The sequence below is a fragment of the Rhodococcus sp. NPDC003348 genome (assembly GCF_053589375.1).
Genome location: NZ_JBSFRT010000062.1, coordinates 13,792 through 28,634, shown reverse-complemented (window position 1 = coordinate 28,634; position 14,843 = coordinate 13,792). Strand labels below are relative to the sequence as shown.

Genomic DNA, 14,843 nt, shown 5'->3' with positions numbered 1-14,843 from the left:
AAGAAAAACACGCAATACGCTATCTCTGTTTGCGTGTCGGGAGTTCATACGTTTGCTCTTCCGTTGTGGCGGGACTCGGGAGGCAGAGTCGCTTCAGTCCCGGGGCAGGAGCGACTCGGCCGCATACCGCGCCGCCTTCACGAAATTGTCCGCGAGGTCGAAGCCCGGATCCTGCCGCCAGTAGCGGATCGTCGAGACGTAGATCGCGGCGACCATCTGCGCGAGGAACCGTGGCGGGTAGTCGGTGCGGACCTCGCCGCGCGCGATGCCCGGATTCAGGATCCGCAGGAGTTCGTCGTTGAACAGTTCGGTGCGCTCCACACTGATCGTGGGCGAGGCGAGGTCCCGTTCGAACTCGCCCGTCACGGCACGCAGGTAGCCGGGCAGGTCCTCTGTGGCCCGCACGAAGTCGGTGAAGACGCCGACGATTCGCTCCTCCGTCGTCAGGTCCCGGCCCAGGAGGTCGTCGATCACCGCCGCCAGCGAGCTCATGTGACTCGCGTACAGGGCAGCCAGCAGGTCGTCCTTGCTGGGGAAGTAGTTGAAGAAGGTGGCGCGGGAAACGCCGGCCAGGTCCGCGATGTCGTCGACGGGCGTGCCGACGACGCCGCGCTGAGCGAACAGGGTCCGGGCGGCGTCGAGCAGTCGGCCGCGCGTCTGCAGCTTGTTCAGTTCGCGGCGGCCGAGTGTCGTCGGTTCGTTCATTTTCCCAGCATCTCCCCTCCGGACACCCCACCCGAGAGCGATCACGGCCCGGTTCGGGGTGCCAGCTCGGGATGCGTGGCACCCGCCAGTTTCTGCTCACGGGCGTGCCCGTGTCCAATTTCGCGAATCCGCACCAGAAAGATAGACGCGAGTCTATCTTTAGCCTCGCAGTCCAGAAATCAACTGATCTGTCGTGGCCGACGCGGCTGCGGTGGCATCGGGCCTGGGCTTCGAACCCGGACTTCGGAGGAGGCGCCAGTGGGCGGATCGATCGGGCCACTCGTGGCGGCGGACGAGCACTTCAACCATCAGATCGTGGACACCTTCGCGACGGTTTCGCAGAGTGACCACGCGTGGACCGAGAAGGTCTGTCTGATGGCCGCCGCGAAGGACGGATCGCTGCAGATCGGATTCGGCTTCGGTAAGTACGTCAATCGGGGCGTCGTCGACGCGTACGCCGGTGTGGCACGCGGAGTCGAGCAATGGACGGTACGCGCCAGCCGCGCGCTGGCCGCCGATCCGGACTCGGTGGACGTGGGCCCCATTCGGTACGAGATCGTCGAGCCGCTTCAACGGATTCGCGTCGTGCTCGAACCCAACGACGTCCAACCCGTCGCGTTCGACCTGCTCCTCGAGGGGGCCGTGCCCTGCGTCGTCGAGGAGCGTGAGGATCGTCGGAACATCACCGGCAATCGCCGCACCGCGGACCAGATCCGGTACCACCAGACCGGAATCGTCGCGAGCGGATGGATAGAGGTCGACGGTGACCGCATCGACGTCGGTCCCGAGGGCTGGATCATGACGCGTGACCATTTGTGGGGAGTGCGCCCCGGGGTCGGCGACGACATCGGCGACCTGGCGCCGGACCCCACCGAGAGCCACACGCCGCGCGTCCTCGCGGTCTGGAACCCGCTGTACTTCGAGCATCCGGACGGCGGCAGCTACGCCTTCCACCAGTACCTCCTGCGCTACGAGGGTCCCGGCTACTCGCACAAGCTGGCGCAGGGCGGCTTCGAGTACGCGGGCAGGCCCCGGGACCTCGTCACGGACATCGACCCGATCATCGAATTCGACTCCAGGAACAACCGCTTCCTCGGTGGGACCTTTCGTCTCACCATGGCCGACGGGCGTGAGCGTCTCCTGGAGGCCGCGCCGGTGTCCGACACCGGCTTCCACTTGGGTGCGGGCCACTACCTGCGACCGAACGGAGACCGCGGGGGATCATGGAAGGGCGAGTTCTTCATCGACGGAAGCTATTTCGCCGACACATCCACCCCTGAGAGTGTGGCGTCGCTCAACCGGTTCCGCGACTGCGTCATTCGGGTCAGGGACATCGAGACCGGTGCGACCGGCTGGGGGAACCTGCAGACCTGGGTCGGTGGCGCCTGGCCGGAACTCGGACTGCCAGAAGGATGAACCCGTGACGTCGGCCGGCTGAACCGGTGACATCGAGCCGGGTCGCGAAACTGTGACCAGGCCGGTCGTCGTCTCGCGGTGGTCTCCCGCGGAACACCAGTATAATTGATCCAATTCCGTTGACGTACAAGTGGATTAGCTGCTGTACTCGACTCGGGATCGCGGACTGTGACCACCGTCGCAGCGCGAATCGAGAACGTCCCAGAACATGCGAGATCGCCGACTCGGGTCTCGTCGTTCGATCCGTCCGCCCCGCAGGAGGGCGGACGGCACCCTGTCCGAGGTCCGGAGGATGTGACCCGGGCTCCCTTCATCGTGAGAACTGGAGATACGGGCATGACCACCGAGAGCCCGATGCCGGAAGGCGCGGAACAGAACATCAAGACCACCGAGACCGACCTGGAGCAGCTGCGCCGGCAGCTGGAGGGATGGCTGGGGGAGCGGCTCGGAGCCGACGAGCCGCCACGCGTCCACAACGTGAGCCGCCCTGGTCACTCCGGAATGTCCAGCGTATCTGTTCTTTTCGACCTCGACTGGAATCAGGGCGGAATCGAGCACACGGACCGGCTGGTCGCCCGGCTCGCGCCCGAGGCATCCGCGTTCCCGGTCTTCCCCGGCTACGATCTGCGGCACCAGTTCGGCGTCATGGCCGCGGTCCGCGACCACAGCGAGGTTCCGGTCCCGAACGTGCGCTGGGTGGAGACGTCCGCCGAGCCGCTCGGCACCCCCTTCCTGGTGATGGATCGGGCAGGCGGAGCCGTGCCGGTGGACAACCCGCCGTACGTCTTCGGGGGGTGGCTGCACGAGTTCGACACCCAGGCGCGGAAGTCACTCCAGGAAAACACCATCCAGGTTCTCGCGAACATCCATGCGATCGACGATCCGGCGGCGAAGGTGCCGTCTCTCGGTGCGGCAGGCGGGGAGTCCAGCCTGCGTCGGCACTTCGAGAACGAGCGCGCGTACTACGAGTGGACCCGCCGTGACGACGGCCTCCGCATCCCGGTGCTCGAGCGGGCCTTCGACTGGCTCGAGGCGCACTGGCCCGCGGAGCCGTCGCCCGACGTGCTCTGCTGGGGCGATTCCCGGATCGGCAACATCATGTACGCGGAGACCGTTCCGGCCGCGGTACTCGACTGGGAGTCGGCGGTGCTCGCGCCTCGTGAGCTCGATCTCGGGTGGTTCCTCTTCTTCCACCGCATGTTCCAGGACCTGGCCGAGCAGTTCTCGCTGCCGGGCCTGCCCGAGATGTTCACCCGCGCCGATGTGGTGGACCGGTACGAGAAGGTCGCCGGCGTGGAGTTGCGTGACCTCGACTTCTACCTCGTGTACGCCGCGCTCCGCCACGGAACCGTCATGTCGCAGATCGCCCGCAGGCGTGTGCACTTCGGGGAGATGGAAGCCCCCACGAACCCCGACGAGTATGTGCTGCATCACGCCATGCTCGCGCAGCTGATCGACGAAACATACGAATGGGAGAAGCCGGCCCGATGAAGCCTGTTCTGCTCGACGAGTACCCGGTACACCAGTCGCCGTTGTCGATGGCGCGGGTGGCGTCCACCGACCGGAACTTCTACGACCGCAACTACTTCAACGCTCACGACCGCACCGGTGATGTGTACCTGATCTCCGGATTCGGCGTCTACCCGAACCTCGGTGTCACCGACGCCTTCGTCACGGTGCGCCACGGGGACACTCAGGTGGCGGTGCGCTTCTCGGATGCGCTGGAGGAGCGCTCGATGGAGAGCCGGGTGGGCGGCTACCGGCTCGAGGTGATCGAGCCGCTGCAGAGAATTCGGCTGATCTGCGAGCACGAAGAACTGTCGTGCGACATCACGTGGGACGGGTCGTTTCCCGCCGTGCTCGAGGAGGCGCACGTCCTGATGTCGGGACCGCGTCCGATTCTCGATGCGTCGCGTTTCGCGCAGGTCGGAAGCTGGGCCGGCACCCTGACGGTGGGCGGGCGCGACTTCACCGTCGACCCCGAGACGTGGATGGGTACGCGCGACCGTTCGTGGGGTATCCGCCCCGTCGGTGAGTCGGATCCGCAGGGGCGCATGACCTACGAGGCCCGTGGTGGCCACTACTGGACCTACGTTCCGCTGCGGTTCGACGATTTCGCGCTCGTGGTGATCGTTCAGGAATCCCAGGACGGACATCGGACCCTCAACCACGCGACCCGTGTCTTCGCCGACGGACGCATCGAGCAGCTCGGCTGGCCGCGGGTCGAGGTCAACTATCGCAGTGGCACAAGGCATCCGGAGACCGCGCGACTTCATCTGACGACACCGTCGGGTGAGCCTCTCGTCGTGGACATCGAGAACCTCGGCTTCATCTCGCTCAGTCACGGCGCCGGGTACGGCGGCGATCCCGACTGGACGCACGGTGAATGGCGCGGAGAGAATTGGTCGTCGGCCACGACATTCGACACCACGAGCCCGGAGTTCCTCGGCAGGCTGCCCTACAGCACCATCGACCATGTCGCGAAGGCAACCATCGACGGTCGGGTGGGCTGGGGGATGTTCGAGCATGCCGTCATGGGCCGGCACGATCCGTCGGGCTTCGTCGGCTGGGTCGACATGGCACCCTGAAACGAGACGTCCTCGAAATCGCTTCCACAATGCAAAACGGCCCCGCCCGACCTGTCGGTCGAGCGGGGCCGTTCGGTGTTCGTCGTCAGCCTGCCATGTGCTGGGCGGCGCGGTACGAGAACACCATCGCGGTGCCCAGGGGAACGCCCGGACCGGGGTAGACCTTCTGGCTCAGCGACGCGGAGGTGTTGCCCGCCGCGTAGAGGCCGTCGATCGCGGTGCCGTCGGCGCGCAGCACGCGACCGTCGACATCGGTGACCAGGCCGCCCTTGCAGCCGAGGTCCGACAGCACGATCCGGGCCGCGAAGAACGGTCCGGTCTCGATCGCGGTCAGCGCCTTGTTCGGGTTGCCGTTCGGCGGGCAGAAGAAGTTGTCGTACGGGTCCTCGCCCCGGTGGAACGACTCGTCGACGCCGTGCTTGGCGTAGTCGTTGAACTGTTCGACGCTGGTGCGCAACGCATCCGCGGGCAGGCCCGCCTTCGCGGCCACCTCCTCGAGGGTGTCGCCCTGCACCCAGGTGCCCGCATCGAGGTGCTTCGCGGGCGCGGTGTTCGGGATGCTGATGCCGGGCAGGCCGCCACGCTCGCGCGAGTCGAAGATCATCCATGACGGCACGGCCGCGCCATTTCCGTTGTGCGCGTGCATCGCCCGTCCGAACTGGTCGTACGGCAGCGACTCGTTCAGGTAGCGTTCGCCGTTCGCGTCGACGACGATGCCACCGCGGATGCCGACCAGGAAGGCCGCGGTGCCGTCCGGCTGCTCGACGCCCGGGCAGAACCACGCCTGATCGAGCAGTGCGGTCGCGCCGCCCGCGGCGACGCCGGCCGCGATCGGTGCACCGGTGTTGGCGCCGATCGGACCCATCGACCACTCCGCCTTGCCGGGGGTGCCGTTCGCCGCGCGCGCCTGCGCGTTGGCCTCGATGCCGCCGGCGGCCATCAGGACACCGCGGTTCGCCTTGATCCGGATCGGCTGCCCGTCCTGCTCGGCCTCCACGCCGACGACGCGGCCGTCCTCGACGACCAGCCCGGTCATGGCGACGCCGGTGCGCAGGTCCGCGTTGCCGGTGCCCGCGACCGCGGCCAGCAGGCGCCCGACCAGGGCGCGGCCGCCGATCAGCTTTCCCGGTGCGTGGCCCTGCCCGGTGCGGTCCTGGTCCAGCTCGGGTCGGACCTTGGCGGCCAGCTCGCCGATGTCGGCGGGGTCGAGGTCGAGCGGGTTGATCGACCGGCCGGTGTCGAGGCGTCCGTCGGCCTTGTAGTAGTCGGGGAACGCCCGGAACTCGAAGTCGATGTTCGGGTTCTGCTCGAGGAACTCGACGACCGCAGGCGCGGTCTCGACGTACGCATCCTGCCGCTCGCTCTCGACGTCACCGAGCAACGCGCGCAGGTAGGTGCGGGCCAGCTCGGTCGAATCGGGCAGCCCGGCGCGCTCCTGCACCTGGGTGCCGGGCAGCCAGATCGAGGCGCCGGAGTACGACGAGGTGCCGCCGAACAGGTCGGTCTTCTCCAGCACCACCGTCCGCAGGCCACGCGTGGCCGCGGTGTAGGCGCCGGTCAGGGCTCCGCCACCGGACCCGACCACCACCACGTCGTATTCGTCCGTCCAGTCCTGCATGTCTCCAGCTACCTCCATCACATCGAGTGTGGGTGACAGGCAATCGCAGGCGGGCGGGCCGGACAGGCCGGCTCCCACTGAGCGGAACGGGAGTCCTGGCATCCTCTACAGGTGTCAGGATCTACCCTCATTCCGTCGGAAGTTGAAGAAGTGGGGGACCAGAGATGCCGAGGCTTGCGGAGGTGCGCGACGCAGCCGAGCCGAGCTCGGTGGAGCAGCGGGCACGGCACGGCCGGATCCTGAAGGTCGCCGCCCAGTTGGGGGCGGAGAAGGAACTCGAGCGCGTGCAGATGCAGGAGGTCGCCAAGCGCGCCGGCGTCGCGATCGGCACGCTGTATCGCTACTTCCCGTCGAAGACCCACCTGTTCGTCGCGGTCATGGTGGACCAGATCGAGCGGATGGGCACCCAGCTGTCCCGGCGGTCGCGGACGGGCATGTCGCCCGCCGACGCCGTGTTCGATGCACTGCTGCAGGCGACGCGGGCGCTGCTGCGCACCCCGCTGCTCGCCACCGCGATGATCCAGTCCGCCGCCACGTCCAACGCCGCGACGATCCCCGACGTCGCGAAGATCGACCAGCAGTTCGACAAGCTCCTCCTCGACGCAGCCGGGATCGAGGAGCCGACGATCCGGGACGTGACGGTGCTGCGGCTGGTGGTGGCCCTGTGGTTCGGGCTGATCCAGTCCGGGCTCAACAGCCGCACCTCGATTCCCGAGATCGAGTCCGACCTGCGGATCGCCTGCGACCTGCTGCTCGCCGAGTTGTCGGGCACCCCGAACTGACCTGCGCCTGTCGGCGCAAGACCTTCCCGCACCGAGCCGCCGCCCACCGTCCATCGGACGTTGGAGGCGGCTCGTCTCGTCCGGTGGGACGGCCCGGGCATTGCCCTCTTCGCGGAAATAGAATACGTTTCAGAAAACCGTCTTCTCAGGGGAGCAACAATGAGCAACGTCGTCATCGTCGAGGCCGCGCGGACGCCGATCGGCCGTCGTCGTGGTCAGCTGGCCGGGGTGCACCCCGCCGTGCTGCTGGGTGCCGCCCAGAAGGCGCTCCTCGACCGCAGCGGGCTGCCCGCCGACCAGGTCGGCCAGCTCGTCGGCGGCGCCGTGACCCAGGCCGGTGAGCAGTCCAACAACGTCACCCGCCAGGCATGGCTGCACGCCGGACTGCCCTTCACGACCGCCGCGACCACCATCGACTGCGCGTGCGGCTCCTCGCAGCAGGCCGTGCACATGGTCGCGGGCCTGATCGCGTCCGGGCAGGTCGACGCGGGTATCGGCTGCGGTGTCGAGGTGATGAGCCGCGTGTTCCTCGGTCAGGCCAACGCGCCCGGCACCGGCAACCCGTACCCGGACGACTGGACCATCGACATGGGTGACCAGTTCACCTCCGCCGAGCGGATCGCCGCGAACCGCGGCATCACGCGTGCGGACGTCGACGCCCTCGGCCTGGAGTCGCAGCGGCGGGCCGCGCAGGCCTGGGCCGAGGGTCGCTTCGACCGCGAGATCGTCCCGGTGCAGGCCCCGGTCGTCAACAAGGAGGGTGAGCCCACCGGCGAGGTTGCAACCGTGACCCGCGACGGCGGCCTGCGGGAGACCACCGCCGAGGGCCTCGCCGGCCTCAAGCCGGTGATCGAGGGTGGCATCCACACCGCCGGCAACTCCTCGCAGGTCAGCGACGGTGCCGCGGCGGTTCTGCTGATGAGCGAGGAGAAGGCCCGGGAGGCCGGACTGAAGCCGCGGGCCCGGATCCTCGCGTCCACCCTGGTCGGCTCCGACCCGTACTACCACCTGGACGGCCCGATCGAGTCCACTCGGGCCGTGCTCGACCGCACCGGGATGTCGCTGTCGGACATCGACATCGTCGAGATCAACGAGGCGTTCGCCTCGGTCGTGCTGTCCTGGGCGCAGGTGCACAAGGCGGACATGAGCAAGGTCAACGTCAACGGCGGCGCGATCGCGCTCGGTCACCCGGTCGGGTCCACCGGCTCGCGGCTGATCACCAGCGCGCTGCACGAGCTCGAGCGCTCGGACCTTTCCACCGCGCTGATCACCATGTGCGCGGGCGGCGCGCTGTCCACCGCCACCATCATCGAGCGCATCTGACCGCCCTCCCGGTCGAGTGAACGGAAGCGCTCACTCGATCCACTCGACCGAATGTTCCGTTCACTCGGACGAGCGCCCGGGATCGGCACTAGAATTTCTTCTACTTAAGGACCCTTTGATGACCATTGGAATGAGCGACGAGGACCGCGAGCTCCGCGACTCGGTGCGCGGCTGGGCCGCCCGGTACGCCACCCCCGAGGTGATCCGTGAGGCCGTCGAGGCCAAGGTCGAGACCCGGCCGCAGTACTGGAGCTCGCTCGCCGAGCTCGGCATGCTCGGGCTGCACCTGCCCGAGGAGGTCGGCGGCGCCGGCTTCTCGCTCCTGGAAACCGCCATCGTCGCCGAGGAACTCGGCCGCGCCATGGTCCCCGGACCGTTCCTGCCCACGGTCGTCGTCTCCGAGGTCCTGCACGAAGCGGGTCGCAACGCCGAGCTCGAGGGCCTGGCAGACGGCTCGCTGTTCGGTGCGGTGGCGCTGCAGCCCGGCGACCTGCGCATCGTCCGCGACGGCGGCGCGGCCACGCTGTCCGGCACGTCCAGCCACGTCCTCGGCGGACAGGTCGGCGACGTGTTCCTGCTCGCCGCGGATGACGCGGGCGAGCTCGCGTTCGTCGTCGTCTCGCGGGATCGCCTGGACATCTCCGAACTGCCCGGCTACGACGTGATCCGTCGCAACGCCGAGATCACGGTCGGCGGCCTCGCCCTCGCCGACGGCGACGTGCTGACGCTGGACCCTCAGCGGGTCCTCGACGTCGCCGCGGCCCTCTTCGCCGCCGAGGCGGCCGGGCTGGCGGACTGGGCCACCACCACCGCCGCCGACTACGCGCGGGTCCGTCAGCAGTTCGGGCGGGTCATCGGCCAGTTCCAGGGCGTCAAGCACAAGGCCGCCCGGATGCTGAGCCTGACCGAGCAGGCCCGCGTCACCGCGTGGGACGCCGTCCGCGCGCTCGGCGATGACGTCTCGAGTGCCGAGTCGTCGCTGGCCGCCGCCGTCGCCGCCGCGGTCGCGCCAGAGGCCGCGTTCCAGGTCACCAAGGACTGCATCCAGGTACTCGGCGGCATCGGATACACGTGGGAGCACGACGCCCACCTCTACATGCGGCGCGCGCAGTCGCTGCGAATCCTGTTGGGCTCCACTGCCTCTTGGAAGCGCCGCGTCGCGAACCTCACCCTCGAGGGCGCCCGTCGCGTGCTCAGCATCGAGCTGCCCGCGGAGGCCGAGCAGATCCGCGCCGACATCCGCGCCGAGCTGGCGCCGGCCGCCGAGCTGGCGGGTACCGAGCAGAAGACCTACCTCGCGGAGCGGGGCTACACGTCACCGCACCTGCCGGCCCCGTGGGGCAAGAGCGCCGACGCGGTCACCCAGCTCGTGATCGCCGAGGAGCTGCGGGACGCGAAGATCAGGCCGCACGACATGATCATCGGCAACTGGGTGGTGCCCACCCTGATCGCGCACGGCAACGACGAGCAGATGCAGCGCTTCCTCCCGGCGTCGCTGCGCGGCGACATCGTCTGGTGCCAGCTGTTCTCCGAGCCCGGCGCCGGGTCCGACCTCGCAGGCCTGTCCACCAAGGCCACCAAGGTCGACGGCGGCTGGACGCTGCAGGGCCAGAAGGTGTGGACCTCGATGGCTCGCGACGCGCACTGGGGCATCTGCCTGGCCCGCACCGACGGCGACGTGCCCAAGCACAAGGGACTGTCGTACTTCCTGATCGACATCAAGAACTCCGAGGGTCTCGACATCCGCCCGCTTCGGGAGATCACCGGCGAGGCGCTGTTCAACGAGGTGTTCTTCGACGACGTGTTCGTCCCGGACGAGTGCCTGGTCGGCGAGCCCGGTGACGGATGGAAGCTGGCCCGCACCACCCTCGCGAACGAGCGGGTCTCGCTCTCGCACGACTCCTCGCTGGGCTCCGGCGGCGAGGCGCTGCTGACGCTGGCCGCGACGGTGCCCGGCGGCCTGGACGCCGAACAGCTCACCGTGCTCGGCAAGGTGCTGTGCGACGCCCAGTCCGGTGGGCTGATGGGTCTGCGCACCACGCTGCGCTCGCTCACCGGCGCGCAGCCGGGCGCCGAGTCGTCGATCGCCAAGCTGCTCGGCGTCGAACACATCCAGCAGGTGTGGGAGGTCGCAATGGAGTGGGCGGGTCCGTCGTCGCTGCTCGGCGAGCAGGATCGCAGGTCCGCTACACAGATGTTCCTGAATTCGCAGTGCATGTCCATCGCCGGTGGTACGACGAATGTTCAGTTGAACATCATCGGCGAGCGGATCCTCGGTCTGCCTCGCGATCCAGAACCCGGAAAGTGAGCACGTAGTCACATGAACCGCACCTTTGTCGTCGGCGTCGGCATGACCAAGTTCGAGAAGATCGAGTCCCGGGACTGGGAGTACCCGGACATGGTCACCGAGGCCGTCGGCAAGGCGCTCGCGGACGCCGGCATCGACTACTCACAGGTCCAGCGTGCCGCCGCCGGCTACGTGTTCGGGGCGTCCACCGCCGGGCAGCGGGCGTTGTACGAGACCGGGCTGACCGGGATCCCGATCGTCAACGTCAACAACAACTGCGCGACCGGGTCCACCGCGCTGCTGATGGCGCGTGAGTGGGTGCAGGCCGGCTTCGTCGACTGCGCGCTGGCCGTGGGCTTCGAGAAGATGACCAAGACGTCGATGACCGGCACCGGCGAGATGCCGAAGGTCACCACCCTCGACGACCAGCTCAAGATCATGATCGAGAAGTTCGGCTGGGGCAAGGGCCCGATGACGGCGCAGCTGTTCGGCAACGCCGCGGTCGAGCACATGGAGCGTTACGGCACCACCGCCGAGCAGATCGCCGCGGTCGCGGTGAAGAACCACCGGCACTCGGTGAACAACCCGTACGCGCAGTTCCAGGACGAGTACACCCTCGAGCAGGTGCTGGGCGACAAGATGATTCACGCGCCGCTGACCCGGTCGCAGTGCTCGCCGACCTCCGACGGCGCCGGCGCCGCGATCGTCGTCAGCGAGAAGTTCGTGCGCGAGCACGGCCTCGAGGACCAGGCGATCGAGATCGTTGCGCAGGCGCTCACGACCGACGGCGAGGAGGCGTTCGCGGAGAGGTCGATGATCGACGTCGTCGGCGCGCCGATGACCCGCGCGGCCGCCGAGCAGGTGTTCGCGCAGTCCGGGCTGACGATCGAGGACGTCGACGTGATCGAGTTGCACGACTGCTTCGCGATCAACGAGATCATCACCTACGAGGGCCTCGGCCTGTGTGCGCCCGGCGAGGGCGGCAAGCTGGTCGAGTCCGGTGCGACCACTTACGGCGGCAGCTGGGTCGTCAACCCGTCCGGCGGTCTGATCTCGAAGGGGCACCCGCTGGGTGCCACCGGTCTCGCGCAGTGCGCGGAGCTGAACTGGCAGTTGCGCGGGCAGGCCGACGCGCGTCAGGTCGACGGTGCTTCCGTTGCCCTGCAACACAACCTGGGTCTCGGTGGGGCGTGCGTCGTCACTCTCTACCGGTCCGGAACCATCTCGAAGGAGTCATAACCCCAATGCCGATCGACGTGAGCGCCGCCCTGTCGGCCGCCCCAACCGTCCGCGAGGCCAGCTGGACCGAGCGTGACGTGATCCTGTACCACCTGGGCCTCGGCGCGGGTGTCGACTCGCTGAACCCGGCCGAACTCGGCTGGGTGTACGAGAAGGGTCTGCGGGTGCTGCCGACCTTCGCGATGGTCGCCGGCCAGGGCATCTCGGCCGGGACACTGAAGCCGGTCGGGATGAACATGCCGGGCATCGACATCGACCTGCGCAAGATCCTGCACGGCGGGCAGTCGCTGACGCTGCACGCCCCGATCCCGGCGTCGGGCACCGCGACGATCTCGTCGCGGGTCGCGAACGTCTGGGACAAGGGCAAGGCCGCGGTGATCGTGCTCGAGCAGTCCGCCAGCGATTCCGATGGAAACCCGTTGTGGACCACCGGAATGCAGATCTGGGCGCGCGGCGAGGGCGGCTTCGGCGGCGAGGCCGGACCGGACGTGTCGAACGCGGTGCCGGAGCGGGACGCCGACACGGTGCTGGTGTCGCCCACGAGCACCCAGCAGGCGCTGGTGTACCGGCTCAGCGGCGACCTGAACCCGCTGCACGCCGACCCGGAGTTCGCGAAGATGGCCGGGTTCGACCAGCCGATCCTGCACGGGCTCGCGTCGTACGGGGTCGTGTGCAAGGCCGTCGTCGACGGCGTGCTCGACGGGGATCCGACTCGGGTGCAGTCGTTCTCGGTGCGATTCGCCGGATCGCTGTACCCCGGGGAGACCATCGAGACCGCCGTCTGGCGTGACGGTGACACCCTCACCCTGGTGGCCACCTGCCCCGAACGGGACGGGCAGCCGGTGCTCACGCACGCGACGATGGAGGTCCGGTCGTGAACGAGGGCAACACCCACCCCACTGTCCGCACCCACCCGCACCGGACGGTGCTGACGGCTGCGCCGCAGGACACCCCGGTCGATCGCGCCACCGCGGCGGCCCGTCGGGTGATCGACGCGATGCTGCGCACCGATCGCGGCAACGCGAACCTCGACCGGGTCGCGGAGGAGCTCAACAGCATCGCCGACCACCTCGAGGAGCATGCCCCCGAGGTGGCCGAGCGGCTGGTCGACATGTGGAGCGGGGAGGGCGTCACCCGGCACGACCCGATCACCGGTCCGGAGAACGCCATCGCGCCCCCGCTGGTGATCGAGGGGCTCGAGGACGGTTCGGTTCAGGGCGTCGTCACGCTCACCCTGCCGTACCAGGGTCCGCCCGGGTGCGTGCACGGTGGCGTCTCGGCGTTGATCCTCGACCACGTGCTCGGTGTCGCCAACGCCTGGGGCGGCAAGGCAGGCATGACCGCGCAACTCAACACGCGGTACCACAAGCCGACGCCGCTGTTCGAGCCGCTGACGATCACCGGCAAGCAGATCTCGGTGGAAGGCCGCAAGATCCGCACGGTCGGAGACATCAAGAACGCCGCCGGTGAGGTGTGCGTCTCGGTCGACGGTCTGTTCATCGACGCCACGGTTCCGCGCCCCCGCTGACGGTCCTACCGAATGTGGGATCCGGTCGGTTCAACTGACCGAATCCCACATTCGGTCAGCGGGGAGGGGTGGAACGAGCACACAGGAGGAGCGCAGGTATGGGCAAGCTGGACGGACGGGTTGCCGTCATCACCGGAGCGGCCATGGGCATCGGCCGCGGTGTGGCGGGCGCGATGGCCCGCGAGGGCGCGAACATCATCGTCTCGGACATCGACGAGCAGGCGGGTGCCGACACCGTTCGGTGGCTCACCGACGAGTGGGGCGTGGGCGCGAAGTTCATCCGCGCCGACGTCACCGATCGTGAGCAGGTGCACGCGATGGTCGACGCGGGCACCGAGGAGTTCGGACGTCTCGACATCCTCGTCAACAACGCCTGGCGTCCGCTGGGCTACGCGCGGTTCGAGAAGACCGCCGAGGAGAACATGCGGATCGGCTTCGACATGGGTGTCATGTCGGCGTTCTGGGCGATGCAGCGCGCGTTTCCGGCGCTCGCCGAGCACGGCACCGGACGCGTCATCAACATGTGCAGCCTCAACGGCGTCAACGCTCACATGTACTCGGTGTACTACAACGCCGCGAAGGAGGCGCTGCGCAGCATGACCCGCACCGCCGCCCGTGAGTGGGCGCCGAAGCACGTGTGCTGCAACGTCATCTGCCCGGGTGCGAAGAGCGCCGCCTACCAGCGCGTCGCCGAGGCGAACCCGCAGATGGCGGCCGGGCAGGAGGCGGCGAACCCGATGGGACGCATCGGTGATCCCCTCGACGACATCGGCACCGTCGCCGCGTTCCTCGCGTCCGACGACTCCCGCTACCTCACCGGCAACACGCTGTTCGTCGACGGCGGCAGCCACATCAACGGCGTCCAGTGGGCGCCGCAGGTGGACTGAGGCGGCGCCGACCGGGTCAGCCGACCGAGATGGTGCGCTGGGCAAGCAGCCAGCGCCCGTCTTCCCGCCGGAACAGGTCGTGATACCGGCCCATGCTCGTCAACCGCGGCGCCGTGGCCGTCTCGGCGTAGAACTGCCAGACGGACTCTGCGCGCGCGGTGTCCGGGCCGTCGACGGAGACCGCGACGCACGTCGTCAGGTGCCGGGTGTCGGTCCCGGGTCCGGCGATGCCCGCGCCGCGACGTTCGCGGACGGCCGCCATGATCTCCGCGAGCCCCCGGGAGACCTGGGGCTTGGCGCCGGACGCGGTCGTGCCGGTCATCTCCCACACCGCGTCGTCGGTGTAGAGCTGCGCGTACGTCTCGACCGACGCCTCGTCGGCGGCGTGTGCGATGCGGGCGATGAGGGACCGGATCGCTTCGGCGGGTGCCTCGTTCTGAACAAACTCGCTGGTCATCCCCGCATCCTCC

General features: G+C 68.6%; 13 protein-coding genes. 10 read left to right on the top strand and 3 right to left on the bottom strand.

Going from position 1 to position 14,843, the window contains the following annotated elements:
- Positions 1-93 precede the first annotated feature (93 nt).
- Positions 94-705 (bottom strand): TetR/AcrR family transcriptional regulator, encoded by a 612-nt coding sequence (locus ACWDU4_RS26645; protein ID WP_450116960.1) that lies wholly within the window; start codon positions 703-705, stop codon positions 94-96.
- A gap of 258 nt (positions 706-963) precedes the next feature.
- Here ACWDU4_RS26645 and ACWDU4_RS26640 point away from each other — a divergent pair, with 258 nt between their 5' ends.
- The 3 genes from ACWDU4_RS26640 (at position 964) to ACWDU4_RS26630 (ending at position 4,709) form a co-directional block, all read left to right on the top strand.
- On the top strand, positions 964-2,121 hold the full coding sequence (locus tag ACWDU4_RS26640) for a hypothetical protein (RefSeq protein ID WP_450116959.1): 1,158 nt from the start codon (positions 964-966) through the stop codon (positions 2,119-2,121).
- A 336-nt stretch (positions 2,122-2,457) separates the two neighbouring features.
- The gene (locus ACWDU4_RS26635; protein WP_450116958.1) at positions 2,458-3,612 is read left to right on the top strand and encodes a phosphotransferase family protein; all 1,155 of its coding nucleotides are present in this window, start codon (positions 2,458-2,460) and stop codon (positions 3,610-3,612) included.
- A complete protein-coding gene (locus ACWDU4_RS26630) occupies positions 3,609-4,709 on the top strand; it encodes a hypothetical protein (RefSeq protein ID WP_450116957.1) in 1,101 nt (366 codons plus the stop codon). Before ACWDU4_RS26635 ends, ACWDU4_RS26630 begins: the two co-directional genes overlap by 4 nt.
- An 85-nt stretch (positions 4,710-4,794) precedes the next feature.
- On the opposite strand, the gene ACWDU4_RS26625 is transcribed toward ACWDU4_RS26630, so the two are convergent.
- Complete coding sequence (locus tag ACWDU4_RS26625; protein ID WP_450116963.1) at positions 4,795-6,327, bottom strand: FAD-dependent oxidoreductase; 1,533 nt, start codon at positions 6,325-6,327, stop codon at positions 4,795-4,797.
- A 164-nt stretch (positions 6,328-6,491) separates the two neighbouring features.
- On the opposite strand from ACWDU4_RS26625, the gene ACWDU4_RS26620 reads away from it, so the two are divergent.
- From ACWDU4_RS26620 to ACWDU4_RS26590, 7 genes are all read left to right on the top strand, one after another.
- The gene (locus ACWDU4_RS26620; protein ID WP_450116956.1) at positions 6,492-7,109 is read left to right on the top strand and encodes a TetR family transcriptional regulator; all 618 of its coding nucleotides are present in this window, start codon (positions 6,492-6,494) and stop codon (positions 7,107-7,109) included.
- 159 nt (positions 7,110-7,268) lie between these two features.
- Positions 7,269-8,432 carry a steroid 3-ketoacyl-CoA thiolase gene (locus ACWDU4_RS26615; protein ID WP_450116955.1) on the top strand — a complete coding sequence of 388 codons (1,164 nt, stop codon included), beginning with the start codon at positions 7,269-7,271 and terminating at the stop codon, positions 8,430-8,432.
- Between the two features lie 118 nt (positions 8,433-8,550).
- Entirely contained in the window at positions 8,551-10,740 is a 2,190-nt protein-coding gene (locus ACWDU4_RS26610) for an acyl-CoA dehydrogenase (protein ID WP_450116954.1), read from the top strand.
- A gap of 12 nt (positions 10,741-10,752) precedes the next feature.
- Positions 10,753-11,958 carry a lipid-transfer protein gene (locus tag ACWDU4_RS26605; protein WP_450116953.1) on the top strand — a complete coding sequence of 402 codons (1,206 nt, stop codon included), beginning with the start codon at positions 10,753-10,755 and terminating at the stop codon, positions 11,956-11,958.
- 5 nt (positions 11,959-11,963) lie between these two features.
- On the top strand, positions 11,964-12,836 hold the full coding sequence (locus tag ACWDU4_RS26600) for a MaoC/PaaZ C-terminal domain-containing protein (protein WP_450116952.1): 873 nt from the start codon (positions 11,964-11,966) through the stop codon (positions 12,834-12,836).
- The gene (locus tag ACWDU4_RS26595) at positions 12,833-13,486 is read left to right on the top strand and encodes a PaaI family thioesterase (RefSeq protein WP_450116951.1); all 654 of its coding nucleotides are present in this window, start codon (positions 12,833-12,835) and stop codon (positions 13,484-13,486) included. The genes ACWDU4_RS26600 and ACWDU4_RS26595 overlap by 4 nt, the downstream gene beginning before the upstream one ends.
- A gap of 98 nt (positions 13,487-13,584) precedes the next feature.
- Positions 13,585-14,373 carry an SDR family NAD(P)-dependent oxidoreductase gene (locus tag ACWDU4_RS26590; RefSeq protein WP_450116950.1) on the top strand — a complete coding sequence of 263 codons (789 nt, stop codon included), beginning with the start codon at positions 13,585-13,587 and terminating at the stop codon, positions 14,371-14,373.
- A gap of 16 nt (positions 14,374-14,389) precedes the next feature.
- Here the strand turns inward: ACWDU4_RS26590 and ACWDU4_RS26585 are convergent, their stop codons facing one another.
- Positions 14,390-14,830, bottom strand: coding sequence for a nuclear transport factor 2 family protein (locus tag ACWDU4_RS26585; protein ID WP_450116949.1), 441 nt, complete (start codon positions 14,828-14,830; stop codon positions 14,390-14,392).
- Positions 14,831-14,843 lie beyond the last annotated feature (13 nt).

Excerpts from the sequence above, each read along its gene's own strand:
- ACWDU4_RS26645 (WP_450116960.1), bottom strand. The coding sequence starts at position 705 with ATGAACGAACCGACGACACTCGGCCGCCGCGAACTGAACAAGCTGCAG.
- ACWDU4_RS26635 (WP_450116958.1), top strand. The coding sequence starts at position 2,458 with ATGACCACCGAGAGCCCGATGCCGGAAGGCGCGGAACAGAACATCAAG.
- ACWDU4_RS26630 (WP_450116957.1), top strand. The coding sequence starts at position 3,609 with ATGAAGCCTGTTCTGCTCGACGAGTACCCGGTACACCAGTCGCCGTTG.
- ACWDU4_RS26625 (WP_450116963.1), bottom strand. The coding sequence starts at position 6,327 with ATGCAGGACTGGACGGACGAATACGACGTGGTGGTGGTCGGGTCCGGT.
- ACWDU4_RS26620 (WP_450116956.1), top strand. The coding sequence starts at position 6,492 with ATGCCGAGGCTTGCGGAGGTGCGCGACGCAGCCGAGCCGAGCTCGGTG.
- ACWDU4_RS26615 (WP_450116955.1), top strand. The coding sequence starts at position 7,269 with ATGAGCAACGTCGTCATCGTCGAGGCCGCGCGGACGCCGATCGGCCGT.
- ACWDU4_RS26610 (WP_450116954.1), top strand. The coding sequence starts at position 8,551 with ATGACCATTGGAATGAGCGACGAGGACCGCGAGCTCCGCGACTCGGTG.
- ACWDU4_RS26605 (WP_450116953.1), top strand. The coding sequence starts at position 10,753 with ATGAACCGCACCTTTGTCGTCGGCGTCGGCATGACCAAGTTCGAGAAG.
- ACWDU4_RS26600 (WP_450116952.1), top strand. The coding sequence starts at position 11,964 with ATGCCGATCGACGTGAGCGCCGCCCTGTCGGCCGCCCCAACCGTCCGC.
- ACWDU4_RS26590 (WP_450116950.1), top strand. The coding sequence starts at position 13,585 with ATGGGCAAGCTGGACGGACGGGTTGCCGTCATCACCGGAGCGGCCATG.
- ACWDU4_RS26585 (WP_450116949.1), bottom strand. The coding sequence starts at position 14,830 with ATGACCAGCGAGTTTGTTCAGAACGAGGCACCCGCCGAAGCGATCCGG.